25 protein-coding genes are annotated in these 26961 nt (G+C 52.7%); 18 read left to right on the forward strand and 7 right to left on the reverse strand.

Translation table 11 applies throughout. The annotated features are described in order from the left end of the window. The first annotated feature begins 23 nt into the window (after positions 1–23). The 3 genes from parE to WKI47_RS12500 all read left to right on the forward strand — a co-directional run bounded on the left by parE (position 24) and on the right by WKI47_RS12500 (position 5035). Positions 24–2003: a DNA topoisomerase IV subunit B gene (gene parE / locus WKI47_RS12490; protein ID WP_425355458.1), complete on the forward strand. Its 1980-nt coding sequence runs from the start codon at positions 24–26 to the stop codon at positions 2001–2003. Between the two features lie 24 nt (positions 2004–2027). Next, on the forward strand, positions 2028–4484 hold the full coding sequence (gene gyrA / locus WKI47_RS12495) for a DNA gyrase subunit A (RefSeq protein ID WP_340227435.1): 2457 nt from the start codon (positions 2028–2030) through the stop codon (positions 4482–4484). 167 nt (positions 4485–4651) lie between these two features. Then, the gene (locus WKI47_RS12500) at positions 4652–5035 is read left to right on the forward strand and encodes a DUF4181 domain-containing protein (RefSeq protein ID WP_340227436.1); all 384 of its coding nucleotides are present in this window, start codon (positions 4652–4654) and stop codon (positions 5033–5035) included. Positions 5036–5126: 91 nt separating this feature from the next. Here WKI47_RS12500 and WKI47_RS12505 read toward each other — a convergent pair whose 3' ends face one another. After that, the gene (locus tag WKI47_RS12505; protein WP_340227437.1) at positions 5127–5879 is read right to left on the reverse strand and encodes an RNA pseudouridine synthase; all 753 of its coding nucleotides are present in this window, start codon (positions 5877–5879) and stop codon (positions 5127–5129) included. Continuing rightward, positions 5879–6748, reverse strand: coding sequence for a class I SAM-dependent methyltransferase (locus WKI47_RS12510; protein ID WP_037289117.1), 870 nt, complete (start codon positions 6746–6748; stop codon positions 5879–5881). Before WKI47_RS12510 ends, WKI47_RS12505 begins: the two co-directional genes overlap by 1 nt. 196 nt (positions 6749–6944) lie before the next feature. On the opposite strand from WKI47_RS12510, the gene WKI47_RS12515 reads away from it, so the two are divergent. Together WKI47_RS12515 and WKI47_RS12520 are read left to right on the forward strand one after the other, a co-directional pair. Then, positions 6945–7394, forward strand: a complete 450-nt coding sequence (locus tag WKI47_RS12515; protein ID WP_340227438.1) for a flavodoxin — start codon at positions 6945–6947, stop codon at positions 7392–7394. Next, positions 7391–8146 (forward strand): hypothetical protein, encoded by a 756-nt coding sequence (locus WKI47_RS12520; RefSeq protein WP_340227439.1) that lies wholly within the window; start codon positions 7391–7393, stop codon positions 8144–8146. Before WKI47_RS12515 ends, WKI47_RS12520 begins: the two co-directional genes overlap by 4 nt. A gap of 92 nt (positions 8147–8238) precedes the next feature. Here WKI47_RS12520 and WKI47_RS12525 read toward each other — a convergent pair whose 3' ends face one another. Together WKI47_RS12525 and WKI47_RS12530 are read right to left on the reverse strand one after the other, a co-directional pair. Then, entirely contained in the window at positions 8239–9084 is an 846-nt protein-coding gene (locus WKI47_RS12525; protein ID WP_340227440.1) for a GNAT family N-acetyltransferase, read from the reverse strand. A 136-nt stretch (positions 9085–9220) separates the two neighbouring features. Continuing rightward, positions 9221–9397 carry a YjfB family protein gene (locus WKI47_RS12530; protein WP_172239709.1) on the reverse strand — a complete coding sequence of 59 codons (177 nt, stop codon included), beginning with the start codon at positions 9395–9397 and terminating at the stop codon, positions 9221–9223. An 890-nt stretch (positions 9398–10287) separates the two neighbouring features. On the opposite strand from WKI47_RS12530, the gene WKI47_RS12535 reads away from it, so the two are divergent. The 3 genes from WKI47_RS12535 to WKI47_RS12545 all read left to right on the forward strand — a co-directional run bounded on the left by WKI47_RS12535 (position 10288) and on the right by WKI47_RS12545 (position 13153). After that, positions 10288–10683, forward strand: coding sequence for a transcriptional repressor (locus WKI47_RS12535; protein WP_340227441.1), 396 nt, complete (start codon positions 10288–10290; stop codon positions 10681–10683). After that, positions 10659–11432: a winged-helix domain-containing protein gene (locus WKI47_RS12540; protein ID WP_340227442.1), complete on the forward strand. Its 774-nt coding sequence runs from the start codon at positions 10659–10661 to the stop codon at positions 11430–11432. Before WKI47_RS12535 ends, WKI47_RS12540 begins: the two co-directional genes overlap by 25 nt. Positions 11433–11695: 263 nt before the next feature. Further along, positions 11696–13153, forward strand: a complete 1458-nt coding sequence (locus WKI47_RS12545; protein WP_340227443.1) for a catalase — start codon at positions 11696–11698, stop codon at positions 13151–13153. Positions 13154–13479: 326 nt separating this feature from the next. On the opposite strand, the gene WKI47_RS12550 is transcribed toward WKI47_RS12545, so the two are convergent. Both WKI47_RS12550 and WKI47_RS12555 read right to left on the reverse strand, forming a co-directional pair. Continuing rightward, positions 13480–14466 (reverse strand): 3-oxoacyl-[acyl-carrier-protein] synthase III C-terminal domain-containing protein, encoded by a 987-nt coding sequence (locus WKI47_RS12550; protein WP_340227444.1) that lies wholly within the window; start codon positions 14464–14466, stop codon positions 13480–13482. A gap of 117 nt (positions 14467–14583) precedes the next feature. Further along, on the reverse strand, positions 14584–14931 hold the full coding sequence (locus tag WKI47_RS12555; protein ID WP_340227445.1) for a hypothetical protein: 348 nt from the start codon (positions 14929–14931) through the stop codon (positions 14584–14586). A gap of 253 nt (positions 14932–15184) precedes the next feature. On the opposite strand from WKI47_RS12555, the gene WKI47_RS12560 reads away from it, so the two are divergent. The 5 genes from WKI47_RS12560 (at position 15185) to WKI47_RS12580 (ending at position 19410) form a co-directional block, all read left to right on the forward strand. Then, positions 15185–16096, forward strand: coding sequence for a winged helix-turn-helix domain-containing protein (locus tag WKI47_RS12560; RefSeq protein WP_340227446.1), 912 nt, complete (start codon positions 15185–15187; stop codon positions 16094–16096). A gap of 204 nt (positions 16097–16300) precedes the next feature. After that, entirely contained in the window at positions 16301–17689 is a 1389-nt protein-coding gene (locus WKI47_RS12565; protein ID WP_340227447.1) for an MATE family efflux transporter, read from the forward strand. 15 nt (positions 17690–17704) lie between these two features. After that, positions 17705–18334, forward strand: a complete 630-nt coding sequence (locus WKI47_RS12570; protein ID WP_340227448.1) for a DapH/DapD/GlmU-related protein — start codon at positions 17705–17707, stop codon at positions 18332–18334. Positions 18335–18424: 90 nt separating this feature from the next. Beyond that, complete coding sequence (locus tag WKI47_RS12575) at positions 18425–19063, forward strand: sugar O-acetyltransferase (protein ID WP_340227449.1); 639 nt, start codon at positions 18425–18427, stop codon at positions 19061–19063. A gap of 194 nt (positions 19064–19257) precedes the next feature. Continuing rightward, positions 19258–19410, forward strand: a complete 153-nt coding sequence (locus WKI47_RS12580; RefSeq protein WP_340227450.1) for a hypothetical protein — start codon at positions 19258–19260, stop codon at positions 19408–19410. Between the two features lie 235 nt (positions 19411–19645). On the opposite strand, the gene WKI47_RS12585 is transcribed toward WKI47_RS12580, so the two are convergent. Beyond that, the gene (locus WKI47_RS12585; RefSeq protein WP_340227451.1) at positions 19646–20509 is read right to left on the reverse strand and encodes an AraC family transcriptional regulator; all 864 of its coding nucleotides are present in this window, start codon (positions 20507–20509) and stop codon (positions 19646–19648) included. A 367-nt stretch (positions 20510–20876) separates the two neighbouring features. On the opposite strand from WKI47_RS12585, the gene WKI47_RS12590 reads away from it, so the two are divergent. The 5 genes from WKI47_RS12590 to WKI47_RS12610 all read left to right on the forward strand — a co-directional run bounded on the left by WKI47_RS12590 (position 20877) and on the right by WKI47_RS12610 (position 26565). Next, complete coding sequence (locus tag WKI47_RS12590; protein ID WP_340227452.1) at positions 20877–22628, forward strand: ABC transporter substrate-binding protein; 1752 nt, start codon at positions 20877–20879, stop codon at positions 22626–22628. 89 nt (positions 22629–22717) lie between these two features. Continuing rightward, positions 22718–23671 (forward strand): ABC transporter permease, encoded by a 954-nt coding sequence (locus WKI47_RS12595; RefSeq protein WP_340227453.1) that lies wholly within the window; start codon positions 22718–22720, stop codon positions 23669–23671. Positions 23672–23683: 12 nt separating this feature from the next. Beyond that, positions 23684–24607: an oligopeptide ABC transporter permease gene (gene opp4C, locus WKI47_RS12600; RefSeq protein WP_340227454.1), complete on the forward strand. Its 924-nt coding sequence runs from the start codon at positions 23684–23686 to the stop codon at positions 24605–24607. A gap of 13 nt (positions 24608–24620) precedes the next feature. Beyond that, on the forward strand, positions 24621–25607 hold the full coding sequence (locus WKI47_RS12605; protein WP_340227455.1) for an ABC transporter ATP-binding protein: 987 nt from the start codon (positions 24621–24623) through the stop codon (positions 25605–25607). Continuing rightward, on the forward strand, positions 25600–26565 hold the full coding sequence (locus tag WKI47_RS12610; protein ID WP_340227456.1) for an ABC transporter ATP-binding protein: 966 nt from the start codon (positions 25600–25602) through the stop codon (positions 26563–26565). Before WKI47_RS12605 ends, WKI47_RS12610 begins: the two co-directional genes overlap by 8 nt. Positions 26566–26961: the final 396 nt, after the last annotated feature.

Below are 26961 nucleotides of genomic sequence, written 5' to 3' on the forward strand. Positions count from 1 at the left end.
CAAGAGAGAAAGAGGGAGAAATCATGGCCGAACAGATCGATACGGCAGAACAGATGGCGGCCCCGCAGGCCGTTCAGGGATACGATGCGGACGACATACAGGTGCTCGAAGGCCTGGTCGCGGTTCGCAAACGGCCGGGGATGTATATCGGGAGCACCAGCTCTTCGGGTCTGCACCATCTGGTATGGGAAATCGTGGACAATGCTGTCGACGAGCATCTGGCGAAATATTGCGACCGAATAGAAGTGGCGTTGAACAAGGACGGCTCCGTTACCGTACGCGATAATGGGCGGGGCATTCCAACGGGCATGCACAAAAGCGGCGTGCCTACACCGCAGGTCGTCTATACGGTCCTGCACGCCGGAGGCAAATTCGGCGGCGGAGGATACAAAAAGTCCGGCGGTTTGCACGGCGTTGGCGCATCGGTAACCAACGCGTTGTCCGAATGGCTGGAAGTCGAAATTTACCGCGACGGTAAAATTCACCGCCAGCGGTTCGAATATCGGGTGGATAAAAAAGGCGTAGAGCATGTCGGAGAACCGGTAACGGGACTTGAGGTGCTGGGAAATACGAGACAGACCGGCACGAAAGTTACGTTCAAGCCGGATATTCGCGTGTTCAAGAACGGAATCGCCCTGACGTACAATACATTGGCCGAACGGTTGCAGGAACTGGCTTTTTTGAACTCGGGGCTGCGCATTGTGCTAACCGATTATCGGAAGGGTACGGAAACGGAAGAAGAGTTCTACTACGAAGGCGGAGCGAAACAGTTCGTCGAGTTCCTCAACGAAGGCAAAGAAGTGCTGCACGACGTCGTGCGTTTTTACGCGGAGAAAGACGATATTGAAGTCGAAGTGGCTTTCCAATATAACGCAGGTTACACGGAAACGATTGCTTCATTTGTTAACTCCATTCCTACGCGGGGCGGCGGTACGCACGAAACAGGCTTCAAAACGGCATATACGCGTATTTTGAACGAATATGCACGTAAAACCGGCTTGCTGAAGGAAAAAGACAAAAACCTGGAAGGCGGCGATCTGCGCGAAGGCATGATGGCCGTCATCAGTATCAAAATGGGCGATGTCGAGTTCGTCGGCCAAACCAAAGACCAGCTCGGCAGCGCTTCGGCCCGCAGTGCGGTCGATGCGATCGTATCCGACAAAACGGCGCAGTTCCTGGAAGAGAATCCGCAGGCCGCACAGATTCTGACTCGCAAAGCCGTCCAAGCCGCGCGTGCGCGAGAGGCTGCACGCAAGGCGCGTGACGAGATGCGGACCGGCAAAAAACGCAGCGAAAGCTCCAACCTGAACGGAAAGCTGACTCCCGCGCAATCCAAGGACTTCACGAAAACGGAACTCTTTATCGTCGAAGGCGACTCCGCCGGCGGTTCTGCGAAGCAGGGACGCGATTCCAAAATCCAGGCCATTCTTCCATTGAAGGGCAAGCCGTTGAACCCGGAAAAAGCCAAATTGGCCGAAATTCTGAAAAACGAAGAATATCGTGCCATTGTCTCGGCGATCGGAGCCGGGATCGGGCCTGAATTCGCGATCGAAGACAGCAACTTTGCCAAGATTGTCATCATGACCGATGCGGATACAGACGGTGCGCATATTCAGGTGTTGCTGCTGACCTTCTTCTACCGGTACATGAAGCCGATGATCGATCAGGGCCGTGTATACATTGCCCAGCCGCCGTTGTTCAAAATCACCCGCAAAGGCTCGCGCAAAAACGAAGTCGTGTACGCATGGAGCGACGAAGAGCTTGAGAAGCTGACCAAGGGCGGTAAAAACTTCGAACTTCAGCGTTACAAAGGCCTGGGCGAGATGAACCCGGATCAACTCTGGGAAACGACGATGGACCCTGCAACGCGCACTTTACTCCAGGTCCAGGTGGAAGACGCGGCGAAAGCAGAGAAACGCGTCTCTACATTGATGGGCGACAAAGTCGATCCGCGCAAACGCTGGATCGTGGAGAACGTGGACTTTACCGAAGTCGAAGAATAAGCGACAGAAGGAGACTTTTAATCGATGAGCGTACCGGAAGAAATTTTCAAACCGGCTTTTCTCGAAGAAGTGGTCGGCGACCGCTTCGGCCGGTATTCCAAATACATTATTCAAGACCGCGCGATTCCTGACGTCCGGGACGGGCTGAAGCCTGTTCAACGCCGGATTTTGTACGCGATGTACGAATCGGGTAACACGCCGGAGAAAGGCTACCGCAAGTCGGCCAAAACGGTCGGCGACGTCATGGGCAACTATCACCCGCACGGCGATTCTTCGATCTACGAAGGCATGGTGCGTATGGCCCAGCCGTGGAAAATGGCGCATACGCTTGTGGACGGACACGGAAACTGGGGCTCGATCGACGATGACCCGGCGGCGGCGATGCGTTATACCGAAGCCCGCTTGTCGACGATCGCGATGGAGATGCTGCGCGATATCGACAAGCGTACCGTCCAGTTTAAAGACAATTTCGATAATACGGCCAAAGAACCGGTCGTGCTGCCTGCCCGTTACCCCAATCTGTTGGTGAATGGCGTCAGCGGGATATCGGCAGGTTTTGCCACAGAAATTCCGACTCACAATTTGCGGGAAGTCATCGACGCCTGCATCGCGGTCATGGATTCTCCGGAGATCGACCTGGACGGCATCATGCAGCATATCCAAGGACCGGACTTCCCGACAGGCGGTACGGTCATGGGCGAAGCGGGAATTCGCGAAGCTTATTCCACCGGACGCGGCAAAATTCAGATTCGTTCCCGCACGGATATCGAAAATTTGCGCGGCGGCAAGCAACAAATCGTCATCACCGAAATTCCGTATCAGGTCGTCAAGGCGCGTCTTGTGACGGCGATGGAGAATATTCGGTTAGAGAAGAAAGTCGAAGGCATCGCCGAAGTGCGGGACGAAAGCGGCCGTGAAGGCATGCGAATCGTAGTCGAGCTGAAAAAAGACGCGGACGCCAACGGCATTCTCGCTTATCTGCTCAAAAAGACCGATCTTCAAGTCAGCTATAACTTCAACATGGTCGCGATCGTCAATAAAGCGCCGCAGCAATTGGGCGTTAAAGCGATTCTCGAAGCGTATATCAACCATCAGCGCGAAGTCATCACCAAGCGTACGTCGCACGAGTTGGAGAAAGCAAAGGATCGTTCTCACGTGCTTGAAGGCTTGGTCAAAGCATTGAATATTCTGGATGAAGTCGTAGCCGCGATCCGGGCTTCGAAAAATCGTCAGGACGCGCAAAACAATCTGCAATGGATGTTCGGTTTTACCGAGCGCCAAGCGGATTCTATTTTGACTCTCCAACTGTACCGCCTGACCAATCTGGAGATCACTCAGCTTGAAAAAGAGCATTCGGATCTGGAAAAACGGATCAACGTGTTGGAAGGCATTTTGTCGAGCAGCCGCAAGCTGGATAATGTCATTCGCAAAGAACTGACCGAAATCCGCGACAAATTCGGGATCGACCGCCGCTCCGATCTTCAGAGCGAGGTCGAAGAGATCAAGCTGAATCTGGAAGTCATGATCCCGCAGGAAGACGTCATCGTCTCGCTGTCGCAAGAAGGCTACATCAAGCGTTCGGGCATGGCTTCGTTCACGCGATCGGGCAGCGACCGCAATGCCTCGGGCGCGCGGGAAGGCGATTATATTCGTCAACTGCTTGACGTAAGCACGCTGGATCGACTGCTTGTGTTCACGCAGCGCGGACAATTCTATCTGCTGCCCGTGCACCAGATTCCGGAGTTCAAGTGGAAAGATAACGGTACGGCCATCGTCAACGTGATTCCGCTCGATAAAGAAGAACGAATCGTCTCGATCATTCCGGTTAAGGAACTTGAAGAATCGGAGCAATCGCTGGTCTTCACGACACGAAAAGGACAGGTTAAGCGAACCGCGCTGCGCGATTACGCAACCAAGCGCAGTGGAGGCGTTGCAGCCTGCAAGCTGGGCGAAGGGGACGAAGTCGTTCAAGTAAACCTGAGTCAAGGCGATCAAGATATGCTGCTGGTGACGGCACAAGGCATGAGCATCCGTTTCAGCGAACAGGAAGTGTCACCGATGGGCCGGGTATCCGCAGGCGTACGCGGTATTCAGCTTAAAGATGGAGATGAAATCACGGCTTCGTTGTTCGTCAAAGGCGATGAAGGCGAAGTTCTGGTTGTCACAGATCTGGGTCACGCCAAACGTTCAATGCTGCTGGAATATCCATCGCAAAGCCGTGGCGGCAAGGGCATTGCGACTTTCGAGTTCAAGGAAGGCAAAAGAGTGAAGCCCAACGGCAAGCGAATTCTGGCTGCTTACAATACAAGCGATACATTACCGGCTGTTGCCGTACTGTCCAACGGAGAAAGACTTGAGTTCCCGGCGGGGAAAGCCCCGTTGACCGAGCGCAAACATATCGGTAAAGCGCTGATCAACGTAGAAAAGTCGGATACGGTGCTCGATTTGCTGCCGTCGTTCGAACGGGATTCGGCCGTGTAACGGATCAGCAACAACCGTTTGATAAACAAAAGACGTTTCTTTCGCCTAAGCGGAGAAACGTCTTTTGTTTACCGCTGATTTTTAAAGAAAATAAGCAACCGGGATTGTGTCTTCTGCGTCTAATAGGTAGAACGACTTTCAATCATTTACCGAACAGGAGGAGATTTATGCTTCATCTGGCGTACTTGTACGGTTTTGCTGCTGTAGGCCTTTATCTGATGCAAGCTTTGGTAGAAAAAATCGTGTTGAGCGAAGCCGAATTGCGAACATTCAAAACAGAACATTTGTCGCAAACCGACGGTTATCGCGTGTATAGCTGGGGACTCGGCATCGGAGTGTTCGTTTTGATCGTATTGTGGTGGACCGTCGATTTCATGAGCACGAATCCGCTCGTTTTTCTGACGCTGTCGTTGGTTATGGCGTTCAGGGGATACATGGAACGCAAATATATTCCGCACACCCGTAAGCACGTCGTATCCTGGATCGTCGGCGGCCTCAGCGCTGCGATCGCGTTGCTCTTTTTTCTTCTATGGCTCATCTATTTCCAGTAGCGAAAAAGACGTCGGTTCGGCTGCTTCGAGCAGCTTTTCCCTAACGTCTTTTTTTGTGCCGTTTTTTAAGCCGTGCCGTCTTTTGTCCGCTTTATTCCCCGTACTCCAACTCGTTTTGAAGCAGCTTGTACGTGTTGTCCGAAAACTGCGTCCAGGGTGCCGCCTGCGGCGGAAGCGAAATCAGCAATGTCGATGCCTTCGTGACCGGATGCGGAAAACGAAGGCGAACCGACCACAGCGCGATTTGTTCGCCCGGCTTGGTCAAAGCCGCGCCATACTTTTGGTCGCCATACAGCGGGCAGCCGATACTGTTCATTTGCACGCGAATTTGATGCGAACGCCCGGTATGCAATTCGACATGTACCAAAGCCCGATTGCCGTCTTCGGCCAATACTTTGTAATCCAATATGGCTTCCTTGGCTCCCGGTGTTCCTTTTCGAACCGCCGTGACCGTATTCGTGCGTTCGTTCTTGAGCAAATAATGCACCAAATGTCCTTCGCGTTCACGCGGTACGCCGTTTGTCACGGCCACATAGGTTTTGCGAATCGAATGCGTACGCACCGAATCCGACAATCGGGAAGCCGCTTTCGACGTTTTGGCGAAGATCATCGCACCGCCGACCGGACGATCCAGCCGATGCACCAGGCCGAGAAACACGTTGCCCGGTTTATCGTGCCGGATCTTGAGATCGCTTTTGAGCAGGGTGAGCATATCCGCGTCGCCGCTGGCGTCTTCCTGTACCGGGATATTGACCGGTTTGACGACGCCAAGCAGATGATTGTCTTCCAACAGCACAGAAATGCCGGATAGCCCCTCTGAAGCGCGTTCGTCCGGATTGTTCATTATTTCGACTCCCAGCGACCCAAAATGCCGCATGGCAGCGTCAGACCGGAACGGGAGATCGGCAATCCGATTTCGCCTGCGCTGATTTGCCCGCCGTAACGCGGCTTCATCGTCATCTCCAGCATGTTCGAAAGCACCGTCGGCGAGATGCCTGTCGTATACGAGTTGATCAGCATAAACAGCGGATCGTCGGACAGGATCTGCATGCACGATTCGAGGAACGGATACAGACTGGATTCAAGCTTCCATGTCTCTCCGTTCGGGCCGCGTCCGTAGGAAGGAGGGTCCATGATGATCGCGTCGTATTTGTTGCCACGGCGCTGTTCGCGCTGTACGAATTTGAATACGTCGTCTGTAATGAAGCGTACCGGACGGTCTTTCAGGCCGGAGAGCTCAATATTTTCTTTTGCCCATTGCACCATGCCTTTGGCTGCATCGACGTGAACGACGCTTGCACCGGCATAGGCCGAAGCCACCGTGGCACCGCCCGTGTAAGCGAACAGATTCAGCACTTGGATCGGACGCCCGGCGTTTTGGATCTTGTCGATCATCCAGCTCCAGTTCGTCGCCTGTTCGGGGAACAAGCCTGTGTGCTTGAAGCTTGTTGGTTTGATATAGAATTTCAGCTTGTCGTCATAGTTGATTGTCCAACGCTCCGGAAGCTGCTTTTTCCATGTCCATGCACCGCCGCCGGCGGAGCTGCGATGATAGTGCCCCGCCGTTTCGCGCCAAGGACCGCTTTCGTCCGCAATCGGCCAGATGATTTGCGGGTCCGGACGGCGCAGGACCACGTCGCCCCAACGCTCCAGCTTGTCGCCCGCGCCTGTATCGATCAGTTCATAGTCTTTCCAATTTTGAGCCATGTACATTGTGATTGAACCACCCTTAATTTTATCGTTATTGCCCTGAATGCTACAGGATGTATACGCCGTCGTTCGCCGTAATTCCCAGACTTTCATTGTACCCGAGGAGGGGTCAAAAATCCAGAAATTCAAAACCATTTGACACTGATAATCATTATCATTATGATAGAGGATATTGGAATTTGAACTTGGAGGTTTAATCATGAGCAAACTCATTCTCATATACGCCAGCATGACCGGCAATACGGAGGAAATGTCAGAACTGATCACAAGCGGTATCCAAGAAGCAGGCGGCGAAGTCACAATCAAATTGGCCGAGGACTGCAATGCCGACATTTTGCTCGATTACGACGGCATTATGCTCGGGGCATACACTTGGGGAGACGGGGAACTGCCGGACGAGTTCCTCGATTTCTACGACGATCTGGACGAATTGGATCTCAAGGGGAAAAAGGCGGCGGTATTCGGCAGCGGCGATACGGTGTACGAACAATTCGCGAAAGCCGTCGATCTTTTGCAGGAAAAGCTGGCTGAACGAGGCGCAGAAATGATTCTCGAACCTCTGAAACTCGAATTGAACCCATCCGGCGACGAACGTGAGAATTGCCGTGCATTCGGCAGAAACTTTGTCGGCAGTACGGTTGGCGTATGAGAAGCGAGAGGGAGCTTCCGACGCCTTCCGCCGAGGAGACCCCGCTGCTGCAAGACCATCAGTTGGAGCGTTGGTTATCTTCGGCCCGGCAGCCTGACACGACTCGCAAATCCGATGGCGGATACCATTGGACGCAGCGCGTGCAGTATGCGGTCGGTCACGCGGTCAATCGCTACTACTCGGCCCAACCCGAGCTGCGCAACCACGCGGACGCCGGCGAACTGGTCGACTACCGCTGGCCGCGTCGCATTGCCTATTTCGATTCGGAAAAAAGCTACTGGGAGCTGAAAGATCGGGTGGCGCGTCATCTGCAATCCTTTTTCGCAGCCAACGGCTATGAAGGACAACGTCCGGTCATGCTGTATGAGCAGTTCGAGACGCATGTTGCCGAGCTTGGAATGAATCTATCGATGATCTTCCAGGCGGCTTGGCAAAGCGATGATGGAGAAGGGATTCATTTGCAAAAATTCGTGGTAGACGTTGATCCAGAAGTGTTGGACGGTTACCGGCATGCGGCGCGGGTGTTTTGTCGCCAGGCCTTCGGAACCGATCCGGCGAAGATCGAAGTCTACAGCGTGTTGGACGGCGAACGTATTCACTTATCGCTGGACGATGTTTCTTACGAGAAGTCGCTGGACTATTTGAGACTCGCGCACAGTGGCATGGAGGAGACAAACGGCGATCAGACGTGCACTTGTGGACGCTGCAAGCAGGATGCGACCGAGTCTGTTGCTGCGTTTCGTTTGAGCTGAACGGAATAGCCCGGTATACGGTAAAAAGCCTTGTTCAAATCCGCGGATTGCGGACGAACAGGGCTTTTTGCGCAAGGTCTATTTATAAAAGGCTATAGCCGCAGATCGTAGTAATCCTGTACCGCATACGAGCGGAATCCGCAGCTTTCATACAGTCTCATCGCATTATCGTTTTGAGTCTCCACGCCGATATGCGGTTGCAGTCCGGATTCGTTTTCGCGGCGGATCATTTGCATCAGGATGCTGCGTCCGATGCCTTGACCTCTATAAGCGATATCAATCACCAATCCGAATATCCAGGCCTGAGCCGGCGTATCGTAGTCCATGACCAGCGTGCCTACGGTTTGTCCGTGATAGACGATCATGCTGCGAATCCGTTTGGAACTCTGGGCTTCTTCTTGAAGCATTCCCGCAGTGTCTTCCTCGTCCGTATCAAATCCATCCATATACAGTTGAAGCACAAATTCCCGATCAGCCGCTTCATAAGGACGGTAAGAGACGGAAGTCGCTTGCACCTCAGTGGATTTTTCTTGCATCTGATCCGCTTGCCATGCCATTTCATATTCGGAAAACGAGTAGCGGCAACGTATCGTTTTCAGCCATTCGGGTGCGGCAAGCGAAGCTTTCGGCGCATTGAACAACACGGATGAAGCTGTTGTGAGCCGTCCCGAAGCCAAAGCCTCGTTCCACAAACGCGTGAAAATGCCCTGTCTGCGATAATCCGGATGAACCATGCCGCAAACTTCCAGCTGCCCTCCGAATCCATAAAGCGCCAAAAAGCCGATGAGCTGATCTTCTTCGTAATGGCAATAATCCATATGTTCTTCCCGCGAAGGCATGCGCAGCATGTCGTCGTTGAGCTTTAGCAGAATACCGTCGCGCTGTTCGCAGATATTTTGGAGCGATTTGACATTTTGAAGTTGTTGTTCGTTCAGCAAGTGAACCTCCCATAATTCGATATGTATAATATAGAAGTAGATGATGAACGAATTATAGCATGAAAAGAACATGAACTCATTCAAAAAGACCCGGTGCAGAAGTTCCGCATCCGAGCCTTTTTGGGTATTTTGCCAATTACGCGCGGAAGTCGACCGAGCCGCCTAAATGTGGGGCAACGCTCGTTTCCAGCATTTTGGCAAACTGTTCGCTTTGCTGCTTGGCTTGATCCATGGAGATGTTCATAACCTGAATCGAGGCCTGCTGGGTGACGGCTACCTGGCTCATCGCCGTAGAAAGTGCCGCAATATCCATGTCGGGTTCCTCCTTTCCGGCTGTCGGACCTGGAGTCCGTTTGAACATAAGCCTATGGATGTTATCGGTTATACAGAAGGAATCGGGAATAGGGCTTTTGATGCGTTCTAATAAAATGAAATCAGGGATTTGGACTTTACTTTTTTCTACAAAAACTGCCGAACTTCTCCCGCAGCACTCGTACTTCCGCCTATGGCGGGTTTGACTTTATCAGAAAACTGCGCTATAATAATAAACATTGTGGACACTTGAATAACGAAATTATGCACATGCAGCATATGCTTTGATAGCCGGATCACACTGGCGCGGTCTTCGGAGCCGCAAGGATGGAAGAGAGGCAGGGCTTTCGTTGTTTTAGGTTTCAAGTAACGAAGTCTCTCACCGTAGAGTGACAACTCAGGAATATTAACGCACGGTTTCGCCATATAGCGCATACGATCTGGCGGTCGCATGAAGCGCAGTGAGCAACATCAGGATTTAGGAAACGATTCATCCATGAGAGTCGGTTTCGGTAAGCGAAATCGTTCGGTTTTGGCAAGAGTGCCGAAAGGGCAACAAGTTTCGGCGAACGGTAAGAGGTTTCATCGGTTATTCAAGTGAAAGCGGCGGAGCGTACAGCATTACGTTCACTAAGACCGCTAAAAAATGACTTCGATCATTGCATCGAGCCATTGATAAACGGCCTTCCTTCGGGAAGGCCGTTTTTTGCGTTCGGAGATAAATAAGACGTATCGGTACCTTTAGACAGGCCACAATCGCGGCCTGCCTATTTTACTGGAGTATCTTGATTCCTTTGCGAAATAGATTTATACTTATTCTAAATCGAAATAAGTGAGAATGAAACTCAATCGTGTCTCAACATCAAACTAAACCCAAAAGAGGAATGCCCGATGAAAACAATTAATTTAACAACCCAACGTCAAGCCGTATACGATATTGTGTGTGATGCAGTCGATCATCCGACGGCGGCTGACGTGATGAATCGGTTGGTGGAGCGCGGTCACAGCTTCGCGTATGGAACCGTATATAATTCGCTGCGTTATTTGACGGATAAAGATATGATTCGCGAGCTGAAGCTTGGAGAAGCGGCAAGTCGCTACGATGCGCGTACGGATGATCATCAGCATATCGTATGCGAAGCGTGCGGAAAAGTCGACGAAGTGATGACTGCGATTCCCGAAGAATGGTTGGCCCGGGTAGCCGAAGAAACCGGATACGAGGTGGAAGGTGCTCATATCGTTGTGGAAGGAGTGTGCGCCGAATGCAGAAGCAAGCGCAAGAAATGACGGTGCTGGAGATACAGGCTCCGATGCCCGAGGTATGCGAAATGACCAGGCGGATCATTATGGTCAGTCCTTTTCCCGGCCGCATGCATGAATTAATGCGAACGCTGATGGAAGCTTGCTTCGACGTACTGGTGTTTCATCGCTGGGAGCATTCCGAAGCGGGAGCGATGCAGGCCGATCTGCTGATCTTCGACGTTAGCGGTTCCCAGGATGAAGATCCGGTCGGCGCATTCCGGGAAAACATGCATCCGGTGCACGCGGCGATCCCGACCTTATTTTTGGTGGACGAGCGCATGTTGTGCGGCGATGGGTCGATCGGAGCCCACGAGGAACTGTTGGTCTGGCCTGCAAGGCCGCAAGAAGGCTTGCATCATGTGCGTCGTATTTTGCGAACCGGTACATTCCGTACACCGGATGCTGACTCGGCGGCTGATCTCGATGGGGGACGCGATCAACTCATTTTCAAAGACTTACGTATTGATCGTCGCCGGATGACCGTCTATCGCGGCGGTGCGCGTATTGATCTGACGAAGACCGAATATGAGCTGCTGCTGCAATTGATTGAAGGACAGGGAACGGTACAGACGCGTGAAGATATGTTAAACCGGATCTGGGGAACACAGTATTTCGGCGGCAGCAACGTGGTCGATGTCCATGTTAAAAGTTTGCGCAAAAAGCTTGGCGATCGCGCGGGCCAGCCGATGTACGTCGCTACGGTAAGAGGCGTAGGCTACCGTCTGGCGGATTAAAAACAGTCTGCGTACTGACCTGAATCTTTTCCCGGATCTCCTGATTGCCTTCCTTTGAATCGCTGTTTCTGTTCATCTGCGAAAGCCGGACCTTTTCCGGCTTCGCCTTCATCTGATCTTCACCAAACGCTTATCTTCTCCTCATGATCGACCTTCTGGAACGATGGTAGAATTCAATTATAAATTTAGAAGCGGTCTAAAACCAATTCTAAATAATTGATACTCAACCATCCACTTTCAATCCGGAAAGGAAGATCTTTCATATGACGCATTCGAGACTGACGACCAATCAGGGAACGCCGGTAGGCGACAACCAAAATTCAAGAACGGCAGGCCGCAGAGGCCCGACCTTGCTGGAAGATTATCACCTGTTGGAAAAGCTTGCGCACTTCGACCGCGAGCGTATTCCGGAACGTGTGGTGCATGCGCGGGGAGCCGGCGCCCACGGCGTGTTCAAAACGGAAAACAGCATGGCTGAACATACGCGAGCCGCTTTCCTGGGCGAGGCCGGGTTGGAAACGCCTGTATTCGTCCGGTTCTCGACGGTCATTCACGGAACCGGTTCGCCGGAAACGGCACGCGATCCGCGCGGTTTTGCCGTTAAGTTTTACACGCAGGAGGGCAACTACGATATCGTGGGCAACCATCTTCCGGTATTTTTTATCCGCGACGCGATCAAATTCCCGGACATGGTTCATTCGCTCAAGCCCGATCCGCAGTCCAACCGTCAGGAACCGTCGCGTTATTGGGACTTTATGACGCGCACGCCGGAATCCACGCATATGATGACCTGGTTATTGTCGGATCACGGCACGCCGGCTAATTATCGCGAAATGGACGGCTTCGGCGTGCATGCTTTCAAATGGGTAAACGCGGCAGGGAAAGTCGTTTACGTCAAATACAAATGGGTATCCAAGCAGGGCGTGCGCACGCTGAGCGCAGCCGAAGCCCGCGAAGTGCAAGGCGACGATTTCAGCCATGCGACGCGCGATCTGTTTGATCGGATCGAAGAAGGGAATTTCCCGGAATGGACGCTTAAGGTCCAAATGATCCAACCGGAAAACATCGACGATTACGACTTCGATCCGCTTGATCCGACCAAAGTCTGGCCGGAAGAACAATTCCGGTTCTATACGGTAGGCACGATGACGCTGAACCGCAACCCGCAAAACTTTTTCAACGAAGTCGAGCAAGCGGCTTTTTCGCCGAGCGCGCTCGTACCGGGCATCGAGCCGTCCGAGGACAAGCTGCTTCAAGGCCGTCTGTTCTCCTACCCGGACACCCAACGCTACCGCCTGGGCGCGAACTACCTGCAACTCCCGATCAACTGCCCGTACGCGCCTGTCCGCAACCATCAACAAGACGGCGCCATGAACACACATCCCGCTTCGCCCAAAGTGAACTACGAACCGAACGGCGATAACGAAAGCCCGGTCGAAGATCCCGCTTACCGCGAATCCGAACCGGCTCTCGAAGGCCATGTCACGCGCCAAAAAATCTTCAAAACCGACGACTTCTCCCAAGCCGGCGCCCAATACCGTTCCTACACCGCCGAGCAGCAAGATAACCTGATCGCCAATATCGTAAACGACCTAAACGCAGTCAGCGAAGACACCAAACTCCGCGCGATCTGCAACTTTATCCGCGCCGACCGCGAATACGGCATGCGCCTGGCCCAATCCCTGAACGTCGACATCTCTTCCTTCATGGGCGGCCGCTAAGCTTTCCTTAACGTCATAACCAAAAAAGGCCGTGATTCGCAACTGACGCGAACCACGGCCTCTTTATTTCTGTCTTTAATCTTTTACACTACCCATAAACTATTGAGGAATTCAGCCCAAGCGCCGCACCAGGCGGAGGGGAGTGTTCGTGTAGGAACTAAAGCATTTCGAAGAAATGCACTTCGGAAGCCTATACTATAAGTGATCGCCTTTGAATTTGAGAAGCTTCCACTAAAAATTTAAATCCGCTTCCCAAATTCAACACGCGACCGAAACGAACACTCCCCGCAGCCGCCTCCCTAAGCGCCCCCTCAGCAGAATCCCGCTCAATACCGGAACAACATCGCCACAAGCTGGAACCCCGACCCGATCGACCAAAACAACACATGATCCCCGCGCTTTACGCGCCCGGTCTCAACCGCTTCATGCAGCGCGATAAACGGACTGCTCGTCCCCGTATAACCGAAGCGATCGCCCACATAGACCATCTGCTCGTCATTCAGCCCGTATTGACGCTGAATTTTCAGCACGTTTTCCAGCGAGAACTGCGACAAGCAATAGCTACCAACCTCCTGCGGGGTTAGACCGTGGCGTCCAAGCAGCTTTTCGAACATTGCGAACGTCGGCGGCATCGCGGCATGCGCTTCGAACGGCAGCCACAAAATCCCTTTGGCGTCCGATCCGTGCTTAACCGTCTTCGCCATTCCTTCCGCCGGATAACGGATAAAGTCGCGGTTGACGGGGTCGGTATGGTAAATGGAGTCGATAAACCCGCCTTCCGCTTCGCTGCGTTCCAAAATCACGGCTGCCGCGGCATCGCCATAGTTAGCGTACGTAATTGCGCTTTCCGGGTCGCTAACGAGCGTATTATAGTCGGACCCGACGATCAGGGCACGACGAATGTCCGGGCTGGTCAGCATATAGCGGCTGGCATGATCGACGGCAACCACCATACCTGCGCAGTTTGCATTGGAGTCCAGCACCATTGCGTGAGAATCAGCGCCGATTGCGGCATGAATATACAGCGCATTGACAGGGAATGTCGTTTCCGGCACTTGCGTCGAAAAGACGATCATGTCGATATCCGAGCCTTGCAGGCCGGCTTTCGCCAACACCTTTTTCGCGGCTTCGATGCCCATGGTCAGGCCGTTTTCCTCGTCATTGTCGATAACGTAACGGGATTCTCTGCCCATATGTTCCATGAAACGCCGGATATCATTGTCTCTGCGGTCGAAATGATCAAAGTAAAATTCGTTGCCGACGGCGTTTTTCGGGTGGTAAATATCAACAGCGGCAATATGAATACGGCTCATACGGTTTTCTCCTTTTATCTCTAAATTTAGATCGACGGTATGTTTCATAAGAAATAAGGCTCCGACCCGGAACAAATGAATCCGGGCCTGAGCCTAAACAGGTATGCGTGGGATGAATTACTTCGTGATGATTTCGTGGTTGCTCAGACCGGCTTCGCGAGCGACGCGCGCCAGTTGCATTTTGATGATCGTTTGCGAAGGGCTGATGATGAAGACTACTTTTTCGAATCCGGTTTCTTTATAGCTCGCGAACGAACCTTTCAGCTTTTCGACTTCTTGCGTCGCCAGCAGGTCCATCTCGCGGCAATCCACTTCGAGCGTGAACGCTTTTGCGTCGATCGAGGAAGCCATTTTCGCGTAATCGCGCACGAAGTTTTGGTAATCTTCCGGTGTAAACGTGCCGCTGACTTTCATGTCCACCTTTTTCGCAGCCTGATTGGTTTGAATACTGTACGGTTGTGCCATTTTCTCTTCTCCTGCCTCTCGACTATTTTTCTCTACATCTTCTTTTATATCGGCATCACGTGCGCTTACTGAAGAGATGTAACATAATTCTACATTTTTTTCGCGACTCATGATACTGCGGCGAACGTTAAAACAGGTACAGGTAACTAAATTGGTTCTTAAGACCGATAAATCAAACTTTCTTTCCCATTCTTTATATGAAGGGTACCCGGTGCTATAGTGGAGAGAATAAGCTAAAAGGGGAATCCGGACCATGCGCTATGCAATCGACGTTGAATTTCAGCCGCTCTACGAATTGATGAACAGCCTGCATACTTATCTGTGTCGGAAGTTTTATAAAAAGATCGAATTATCCCCGGCCTGGGCCAATGAAGTGAAGGCGCGTTTAACCCCTGAATTTGCCGAGTTGTTGGATCTATCGTTGTTGGACCGGGACTGGAAGGCCGCTTATTTGCTCGCGTATCTGTCGCCGAATCCGAAAACGCCGCAGCGCTTTTTGCACTGGTTGGAGCGGGAAAGCGCCGATTCGATTCGCAGTCGCACAGCCGCGTACGAGGTCGAATTGCCGGAGGACATTGAAGCTTTCCTGCGTCGTCTGCATCAGATGATCCACGAGTGGAACGAGCAGTATTTTCGGCATTGCGATCCGGCTGTGATAGGGGCGTTGGGTCGGCATGCGTCAAGCGAAGCCCGACAACGCGAGAATGAGACCCCGGAGGGATTTGTCGATCGGCTGACGCACGGGTTGGTATTTGAAAAGATGGCCGGACTGGAACGTTTGCTATTGATTCCGCAGTACCATTTTCAACCGGTCAACGTGATTTATCATTATGGGAAGCTGACGATCTGCCATTACGCATCCGACGTGCATTTCGAAGATCCCGGCATGCCCACTCCCCGAATGTATCGCGCGCTGCGCAGTTTGGGTGAGAAAAACCGATTGAAGATCCTGAAGTATCTGGAAAAAGGGCCGAGAACGTTTATCGAGATTGCCCGTCATTTGGGCTTGTCGAAAGGAATCGCTCACGATCACGTATCCAGTTTGCGTCGGGCCGGACTGACCCGCGCGCATTTTGAAGGAGAGACGTTAACGATATACAGCTTGCGGATGTCGGCGATAGAAGGATTAAGCGCGGAATTGACAGAATACATCGGCAGCGAGTGACGGTTTGCGCAAACAAGCATTGACGGCTTTTCGCTTCGGCGGAGAGCCGTTTTTTGCGATAGAGAAAAAGAAACGTTCCCCGGCGCTTTCCGAAACCGTGCACGATTTTGCTAAGCGTACATTCGATATTGGTAGCAAGCGGAGCGGGGAAACGGCTATATTTAGGGGCGTACACGCCGCAGCCGGAAAGGAGCGAAACCGTTATTGCCGAATCGTCAGCCTATTTTGCAAAAGTCTTTTAACCGCGAACTGTTTTCGCTCGTTCTGCCGATTGCCTTGCAGAACCTTGTCTCGGCTTTGGTCATTTCCGCAGACGTGCTGATGCTCGGCTTCGTCAGCCAGAGCGCGATGTCCGCCGTTTCCCTGGCCGGGCAAATCACTTTTATGCTTACCTTGTTTTATATGGGGTTGTCTATGGGAGCCGGCATTCTGGTCGCGCAATACTGGGGAAAAAAGGACACGGCGACCATCCAGCGTTTATTGGGACTTGCCGGAACGTTTTCCTTGTGCATTTCCTTTTTGTTTTTCGTCGTTTGCGTCGCGTTTCCGGAAGTTCTGATGCGATTTTTCACAAATGACCCTGAATTGATCCGATACGGAGCTTTATTTTTGCAGCCTTTGTCTTTTTCTTATTTGGCTATGGGGATATCGCAGATTTATTTGGGGGTGATGAGAAGCATCGAAAAAGCCCGCTTCAGCGCGTGGATCAGTTCGGCGTGCCTGCTGCTCAATATCGCGTTGAACGCGCTGTGCATTTTTGTATGGTTTCCGGGCCAGCCCGGACATGCGGTTGTCGCGGTTGCTGTAGCTACCGTATGCGCGCGTTGGATCGAATTGGCCGGATGCGTCTTCCATTCGTTGCTGCAAGGACCGATCCAATTGAAATTGCCGCCCCGTGACGGTATGCAGCGCAAGCTGCTCCGAGATTTTTTGCGCTATACGCTTCCCGTGCAAGGCAATTACATCGTGTGGGGAGGAGCGCTGACCGTGACTGCCGCCGTGATCGGGCATGTGAGCGCGGAGCTGGTCGCCGCCAATTCCGTCGCGTCCGTCGTGAAAAATCTGGCGGTCGTGTTATGCGGAGGGGTTGCCAGCGGAGGCGCCGTGTTGATCAGTAAATATCTGGGAAGAGGCGAGCTAGAAAAAGCGAAACAGATCGGTAGGCGCTTGATCGCTTATTCTTTGTTTTTCGGCGTGATTGCGGGGGCTGCGGTGTTGGCGATGAAAATTCCCGTATTCGCTCTGGTTCGTTTAAGCTCGACAGCCGAAATGTATTTGGACGGCATGCTTAATATCTGTGCGGTCTACTGCATCGCCAAGTCATTGAACGCGGTGACGATCGCCGGGCTTTTCCCCGCGGGCGGAGATTCCATGTTTGGATTTTGGTGCGATACGATCGTCATGTGGGGCATCGTGCTTCCTTTGAGTTATCTGTGTGCGTTTGTCTGGTCGGTTCCTCCTCTCGCTTTGTACGCGGTAATCAGTATGGATGAGTTCGTGAAGCTCCCTGCCGCGATCTGGCGTTACCGACAGTACAAATGGCTGAACAATCTGACCCGTGATTTCGATTCCGCTTCATCCCATCCCTCTTAAAAGGAGCCTACTAACATGAATATTCAAGAACGAATGGCGGCGCGTCAATTATTTACCGACCACGATGACCGTTACCCGGAAGAAGCGGAAGCTTTGGCCAGAGCCAGGCAACGCGGCAAAACGCTTTGTTACGAGATCAACACGTTGCACCCGGACCGCTTGGAAGAACGCGCGGCCTTGATGAAGCAATTGTTTGGTCAAATCGGCGAACATGTCTGGTTGGAACCGCCGATCCGGATGGCTTACGGTTCCAATACGACGGTCGGCAACCGCGTGTATATGAATTTCAATCTGACGATCGTCGACGATTATAAAGTCACCATCGGCGATGACGTGATGTTCGGCCCGAATGTGACCATCGCGGTAACCGCTCATCCCGTGCATCCGGAAAAGCGCAAAGAAGGCGGCATGTATGCACTCCCGGTCGTAATCGAAAACGGGGCATGGATCGGCAGTGGCGCTATTCTTTTGCCCGGGGTGACGATCGGAGAGGGCAGCGTGATCGGAGCCGGAAGCGTCGTCACCAAAGACGTGCCGGCGAACGTGATCGCGGTAGGAAACCCATGTCGGGTGCTGCGAGAAATTACCGAGCGGGATCGGGAATATTATTACAGGGAACAGCGTTTTGACGAGGTGGAGTGGTAAGCGTAAACTGTAGGGTAAGCGTTAACAAGCCGGGTGAACGCAACCGTTACATTGCGGCTGCCCGGCCATTCACCGTGTGGGGGGCCGCGTATGACCGAACAGGAACGTATCCATCGAGGCATTTTATTTTCACCCGGCAATCCCGAGCTTAAAACGATCAAACTTCGTTCGCATAAGCTCAGTCAGCAGTACAGCCAGACGTTTGAAGACGAGACGGAAACCAGGGAAAAGTTGCTGGATCAGTTACTCGGGGCTTTGGGAAAAGGTTCTTTTATGCAAGGGCCGATCTTTTTCCATTACGGCGTGCACACGGCGATCGGGGATTCTTTTTTCGCGAATTACAATTTGACTGTGCAAGACGACGCGAAAGTCAAAATAGGCAACCATGTCAGTTTCGGACCGAACGTGACCATCGCCACGCCCGTGCATCCTTTTATCGCTTCGGAGCGCAGACAGATGCTGGACGCGAACAGCAAACCGGCTACGCTTTGCTATGCCAAACCGGTGGTGATCGGGAATGATGTATGGCTGTCGGCCGGCGTGACCGTCTGCGGCGGCGTAACCATCGGCGACGGTTGCGTGATCGGGGCGGGAAGCGTCGTCACCCGAGACATCCCCGCGCATTCTTTTGCCGCGGGTGTTCCTTGCAAAATCGTCCGCGCGATCACCGAAGAAGACAGTATGCGCCATAAACCCGATGTTCTGGCCGATTGCCAAATCCTCGAATAAAACGCCGCTCCCGTCAAAAGAAGCTGTCCGATCCGCATGGGCGGAGTCGGAACAGCTTCTTTTTTGGCTTGACCCGTATCCCGGCTTACTATTCTTGTCCGATATTGATACACATATAACCGATTATGAAAGCTCCATCTCCTCCAATATTTTATCCTGAATACAGTTAATCTTACCGCAACAGGAGGAGAATCATGATTATTGAACTTACGCTGGCGATCTTGCTGCTTATCGTCATCTACGCCGTCATCCGAAAAATATCGTACTCCAAACGCGTCCAACACATCGCCGAAACGCAAGAAAAAAACTTTCAACAACGTTTCGAGAACGATGAACTTAAAAAATGAACTTTAAATGGATGATGCAAAATCCGTTAGGTTTCTTACCCCTATCTTTTTAAAAGTTTTTGAGTTGTGAAATGAGAGAAAGCGGAGAGAGAAATTCAGTGCAGGAGCGTTAGCGATCGCCTTTGAAATCGAGAAAATTCGACTAAAAATTTGATCCTTTTTCTCGATTTCAACACGCGACCGAAACGAATTTCTCTCGCAGCTTTCGGGTATTCCTAAGCGAACAGGAACTTTTTTACCTCCTAAAATGCTGCGGCGAAAACCCCATATGCTTCCGAAACACCATCGAAAAATAACTCGCTGTCTGAAACCCGCAAGCCATCGCAATTTCCCCCACCGACCGATCGCTTTCCTTCAACATCTCGCAGCTTTTCTGTATCCGATATTGAATCAGATAATTGTTCGGCGTTTGCCCCAGATGCTTTTTGAACAACGAACAGCACTTGCTTCGGCATACCGAACCGGCAGCGGCGATCTCGTCAATCGAGATCTTTTCTTCGTAATTGGAGTGAATATGACGGGTCATGGCTCGGATAATCATCCACGCATGCTCGTCCGCTTCTTGCTCGGGAGTTTGCTTCAGATGCTCGGCTACACAAGCGCATAAATGCGTTGCCTGCGACATCCATCGGAAAAGATTTTCGCCTCCTGCATAGACCTCTTCATACAGTTGCCTGATCGAATCCAAGATTTCGCGCTGCCAGAGCGTCCGAGGTTGCAACAGTAAAAAATTATCCGTTAACGAACCGAACTTTTGCTCCAGATACGTTTTGCCCGCCAACGTACTTTCGCCGAGCAGGAGAGGGTGGATCGCCACAACCAAAAACGTGCAGTCCGTCTGTGTGGAAGAAAAGCCGTAGTGCAGCCTTTTGCTGTTCACGAAAATTCCTTCACCTGTTTCGAGCCGGACGGTCTGACCGTTGACGAAGTATTCCATATCCCCGTCCAGGATCAAAATAAATTCGACGTCAGGGTGCCAATGGTACGCCGCTGCGTAACGATCGAATAGACGCAGCGAGCCTTTTCGAACATACAGAGGGAGATCGGGCCTATTATAATTCAGACGTTCGGAAAGGTCGGAAAAAACTTCAAGTGTCATGCTGAACAAAGCCACCTTCATTATTTACATGATTTTGATACTATATTAGGTCCAAATCCGGATTATTTCAATAATCTGTATTCGATATTGATAGAGTATGCGCGAAAGCAACGAACCTTTTTCTACCATTTAAAAAAGTGAACCAAACCGCGTAACCGACTATTGATTTCGTTTTGGTTTTAAGTGAGTTCTCTATTTACAGAACCGTTTTATCTTTCTATAATGGGGACATTCGCTTATATTTCATACTTAGTTAATCGGAATTATAGTTAATTAAATTTTGAGATAACATGAGCCAAGTAAGTTGACTGTGTACGAACGGCCAACGTACTCTATTGAAATTCACAAGAATATGGGGGAAACGGGAATGAAAAAAGGAATTCTTTTGCTGTCCGGCATGATGCTCGCAAGTTCGGTGGCGCTTGCGGCTTGCGGCAGCGAAGAAACGGCGCAACCGTCGGCAGCCGCGAACGATACGGCCGGCGGCGCAGTCAGCCAAACGGAAGGAACGGCAAGCGGCGAAACGGCGGCTACCGCAAAGGCGGCTTCGGAAGCGATCCAAGCCTCCGATCTGTCGAAGCTGCCCAGCGTGGCGCAGCAGCGTACCGATACGATCATCGTCGGCTTGACCGACCCGAGCGGCGCGTTCACGCCTTATTTCCATCAAAGCGGCTATGACGGCAACGTCTCTTCGCTGCTGTACGAATCGCTGCTGACCGTGGACGGAAAAGGACTTCCCGTTCCGCAGCTTGCGGAAAGCTTCGACGTCTCGGACGACGAAAAAACGTATACCTTCCATTTGCCGAAAGACGCGGTATTCAGCGACGGCTCGCCGTTGACGGCGGACGACGTGGCGTTTACCTGGACCATTCTGCACGATAAAGCGTACGACGGCGACTCGCAGATCCCGGAACTCGGCATCGTGGGCGGCGCGGAGTACAAAGCCGGAACCGCGGACGCCATCTCGGGGATCAAAGTGATCGACCCGCAGACGGTGTCGGTTACGCTGGAAAACGTCGACGCGTCGGCGATTCTGCAACTGGGCGGCGATGTGTTATCGAAAGCGTATTACGGCAAAGACTACAAGTTCGGCGATCTGGAATATATCAAAAAACTGCACGAAAATCCGCTTGGCAACGGCCCGTACAAGCTGGAAAAATTCATTCCGGGACAAGAAGTGCGCATGGTCGCCAACGAGAACTTTTCCAAAGGCAAACCGAAAACCGAGCACTTCATCTACAAAACGTCCGAAGGCGATACGTGGCAATACGTCGAGACGGGCGAAGTCGATTACGCTTCGTTCAGCGCCACGCAGGAAAACCTGGAAAAGATCGAAGGGCTGGGTTTCCTGAACACCATTCCTTACACGCCGAGTACATACGGATACCTGACGCTCAATCATGAACACAAACAGCTTCAGGACAAAGCGGTGCGCCAGGCGCTCACATACGGTCTGGATCGTCAAAGTATCTACGTGGACGCCAACCAGGGAGCGGGCGAAGTCGCCAATATCCCGACGTCGCCGATCTCGTGGTCGTACACGACGGACAATATCAACACCTATCCGTACGATCCCGACAAAGCGAACCAACTGCTGGACGAAGCGGGCTGGGTCAAAGGTTCGGACGGCATCCGGGAAAAAGACGGTCAAAAGCTGACTATTCATTACCTGGGTCGCAAAAGCCCGGATACCGACGTGTTTATCGCGCTCGCCGAAGAAAACTACCAGGCGATCGGCGTAGACTTCCAACCGGAAGTGCTGGCGGACTTTAATGCGCTCGTGTCCAAAGTCGAAGGCGGCGATTACGATATGGCGGCGTTCTCCACGGCGATGATGACCGATCCTTCGGAAGGGCTGACGCAATTCGTCGACGGCGAAGTGTTGGGCTACGACAATCCGGAAGTGGACAAGCTGTACAAAGAAGCGCTCGCCGTAACGGACACGGAAAAACGCAAAGAAATTTACCAAAAGCTGTACGAAGTGGTCAACGACGATCTGCCGATCATTTTCACCAGCTACCGGAAAACCGTGTACGCCTACAACGGACGGATCGAGAATGTATCGGTTAGCCCGTTCACCGGTCTTGCGAACAGCTTGCCGGAGTGGGCGCTGAAATAAACCATTTAGTTCAAGCCGTTCCCGCACCGCCTTACGAGGGCGTGCGGGAACGCGTTGTTTGACCGTCGTTTATCGGAAAGGGGACCGTGATGGGCTCGTATTTATCCAAACGCGTATCGTATATTTTGATCATTTTGGCCGCGGCGTCCGTGATGATTTTTTGTTTGTACGCGATGACGCCGGGCGATTTTATCAGCAGCAATATCAAGCTCAGCGCCGAACGCAAAGCGGAACTGCGCGAGATTTACGGACTGAACAAGCCCGTGCTGGAACGGTATTGGACGTGGCTGACCCATGCGCTGCAAGGCGATCTCGGCTATTCGCTGGCCCAGCAAAAGCCGGTGTTGTCGCTGTTTAACGATTACATATGGAATTCGTTTTTGCTGGCGGCCGTTTCGACCTTTTTCACCTGGCTGATCGCGGTCATCGTCGGCGTGATCGCGGCATACCGTCAATATTCGTGGTTCGACACCGTCGTTATGATCGTGATTTTTGCGGCGATGTCGATTCCTTCGTTTTTTATCGGGCTGTTTTTGATCAAAGTGTTTGCGGTCGACCTGCACTGGCTGCCGCCCGGCGGCATCATCACGACCGGCAGCAACGCGACGGGCTGGGCGCATATCAAGGAAGTGATCGCGCATATGGCGCTGCCGGTCACGGTCATGACGCTGCTCGGCACGGGCTCGCTGACCCGTTACTTCCGCAGCAATATGATCGACGTGATCCAGCAGGACTATATCCGCACGGCCCGGGCCAAAGGAGCCAAAGAAGGACGCGTGCTGTTCGGCCATGCGCTGCGCAACGCGATGCTGCCCGCGATCACGCTCGTCGGCTTCGAACTGCCCGCGTTGTTCGGCGGATCGCTGATTATCGAAAAAATCTTCAACTGGCCGGGAATCGGCCAGCTTTATATCCAGTCGTTCGGGCAACGCGACTATCCGCTGCTGATGGGCTTCACGATGCTGATCGCGATCCTGACCGTGTTGGGAACGCTGTTGTCCGACGTGCTGTACCGCATCGCCGACCCGCGCGTCAAGCTGTAAGGAGGAACACGCATGTCATCCGTAAGCAAAGCAAACCCGAACGCGCAAAGTACAAAGCCGATCGTCAAGTCTTCGATATGGCGGCAGTCGCTGCGGTTGTTGTTGAAAAATAAATTGGCTTTGACAGGGCTTTTTATCGTAATCGTGATGTTTTTGGCTTGTTTTATCGGACCGATGTTTTCGCCGTATGCCGATAACCGTACCAATATGACGATCATGAACAAAGCGCCGAATCTCAAGCATTGGCTCGGCACCGACAAGCTGGGACGCGACGTGCTGACCCGCGTGCTGTTGGCGGGCCGGATCTCGCTTACCGTCGGCTTGGCTTCGATGGTGCTGTCGGTCACGCTCGGCACGCTGCTCGGGGCGCTGTCCGGTTATTTTCGCGGCATCGTCGATCAGGTCATTATGCGGGTCGCCGATCTGCTGATGACCGTGCCGAGCCTGCCGCTGCTGTTCATTTTCGGCGCGCTGCTGTCCGATTGGAAAGTGCCGCCCGAGAACCGCATGTATATCGTGATGTTGATCTTGAGTCTCGTGAGCTGGCCGGGCATGGCGCGCATGATCCGCGGGCAGATGCTCAGTTTGCGCGAACGCGAATTCATGCAGGCGACCACGGTGCTCGGGTTAAACAATCGGCGCAAGCTGTTCCACCATCTGCTGCCGAATCTGATTCCGCTGATCATCGTCATCGCGACGCTCAATATCGGCGGGGCGATCTTAAGCGAATCCGTGTTGAGCTTTTTCGGCCTCGGGGTAACGGCGCCGACGCCGACCTGGGGCAATATGATCGACGCCGCCAACAATCTGATCGATTTTCAGGAACGCCCGTGGCTATGGATTCCGCCTGGCTTCTCGATTTTTATCACGGTTATCGCGATCAATATTTTCGGCGACGGCTTGCGGGACGTTCTCGATCCCAAACAAAAAAGGTAGGTGAACCCTCGTCATGCAAGACTTGCTTCGCGTCGAACATTTAAGCACCCATTTCCATACGGACGAAGGCACGGTCAAAGCGGTGGACGATATCAGCTTCCGCGTCAAAAAAGGCGAAACGGTCTGCATCGTCGGCGAATCCGGCTGCGGCAAAAGCATCACGGCCATGTCGATCATGGGGCTGGTGCAAGCGCAGGGAAGCAGCGGCGTCGTCGGCGGCAGTATTCATTTCGGCGGCGAAAACCTGCTGGGCCTGAGCCGAAACGAGCTGCGGACGCTGCGCGGCAACGAGATGTCGATGATTTTTCAGGAACCGATGTCGTCGCTCAATCCGGTGATGACGATCGGCGAACAGTTGGCGGAACCGCTGCGCATCCATCGCAAGCTGGGCAAAAAAGCCGCAGCGAAGCAGGCGCTTGAGCTGATCTCGCAAGTGGGCATTTCCCGTCCCGCGCAGATCATGAACAGTTATCCGCACGAACTGAGCGGCGGCATGCTGCAACGGATCATGATCGCGATCGCCATCTCCTGCGGGCCCAAGCTGCTCATCGCCGACGAGCCGACGACCGCGCTCGACGTGACGATTCAGGCGCAGATCCTCGATATGCTGAGAACGTTCAAAGCCGAATCCGACATGTCGATCATGCTGATCACGCACGATCTCGGCGTCGTCGCGGAAATGGCCGATTACGTCGTCGTCATGTACGCGGGCAAAATCGTCGAGGAGGGCGAAGTGGAAGCGCTGTTCGCCGATCCCAAACATCCGTATACCCAGGGACTGCTGCGCTCCAAGCCCGTGCTAGGCCAACTGCAAGAAGAATTGTATTCGATTCCCGGCCAGGTGCCGGACCCGCTGGAATTAACGGAGTCGTGCTATTTCCACGATCGCTGCGAATTCTGCATGGAAGTCTGCAAAGTGCGCGAACCGGCGTTATCGAGCGTCGGCGAACGCCAAAAAGCGGCGTGTTGGCTGTATGAGGAGGCAAGCGTATATGTCTGAGCCGTTATTGCAAATCGAGCATCTAAAAACGTACTTCCCGGTCAAATCCGGCGTTTGGGGACGTACGAAAACCTATGTCAAAGCAGTGGACGATATCAGCCTGACCCTGTATTCCGGCGAGACGTTCGGACTGGTCGGCGAATCCGGCAGCGGGAAAAGTACTGTCGGACGCTCGATCGTCAGATTGACCGATAAAACGGCGGGCGAGATTGCGTTTCGGGGGAAGGATTTGTACGGTATGCCGGAACGCGAGCTGCGGAAGCTCCGTCCCAAGATCCAGCTTATTTTCCAAGACCCGTACAGCTCGCTGAATCCCCGCGTTCGTATCGGGGACGCGATCGGGGAAGCGATGCTGCAACACGGCCTGGCCGATACATCGAATGTGCGCGAACGGGTGTTGGACGTACTGGAGCTATGCGGTCTGCCGCGTTACCATATCGACCGTTTCCCGCACGAGTTCTCCGGCGGCCAGCGCCAACGCGTCGGCATTGCCCGCGCGCTCGCGATGAATCCAGACTTGATCATCGCCGACGAACCCGTATCCGCGCTGGACGTATCCATTCAGGCGCAGATTATCAACTTGTTCCGCAAACTCCAACGCGAACGCAATCTGACGTATCTGTTCATCTCGCACGACCTGAGCGTCGTCGAACATCTGTGCACCCGAATCGGCGTCATGTATTTGGGCTCGATGGTCGAAACAGGCACGCGCGAGCAGCTTTTCGGCAATCCGCTGCATCCGTATACCAAAGCGTTGCTGTCCGCCGTCCCTGTACCGATCCCGAAACTCAAACGCGAACGCATCGTTTTGAAAGGCGATATTCCTAGTCCCGTCGATCCGCCGAGCGGCTGCAAATTCCATACGCGCTGCCCGCTGGCTTTCGACCGCTGCAAAGCCGAAATCCCGTTGTTTCGCGATCTGGGCGACGGGCACTGCGTGGCTTGTCATTTGGCTTGAGCGTCGGTGAGGGATCGGTCTGTATAGGGTCGGTAATCGGTACTCAGTATTCGATGCGCCAAACGGATATAGGTCGCCGACCCGACCATGTAAGTGCAAAAATGTTGACGAAATATCAGAATATTCGCCCCGAATCTATCATTATGCGGAAAATGTTGACGATACGCTCACATTTCCGCTTTTTTTTCGTCCAAAACTGCTTATCCTAAAGAAAATGTGTTAAAAAAGTAAACTTTTTACGTATTTCGGCTTTTTTCTGATCGAAAAGTGAATATATCGTCAACATATTTTCGAAGTTCTTTTGTTTATCTCCTCATCTGCCCTCAATCTGGCATCTCCTTTCGGGGTAAGGTAAAATAAACCCATCAAGATATCCCCGAATAGGAGCCTTATATC

It is taken from the genome of Saccharibacillus sacchari, from assembly GCF_037722395.1.
GTDB lineage: Bacteria > Bacillota > Bacilli > Paenibacillales > Paenibacillaceae > Saccharibacillus > Saccharibacillus sacchari_A.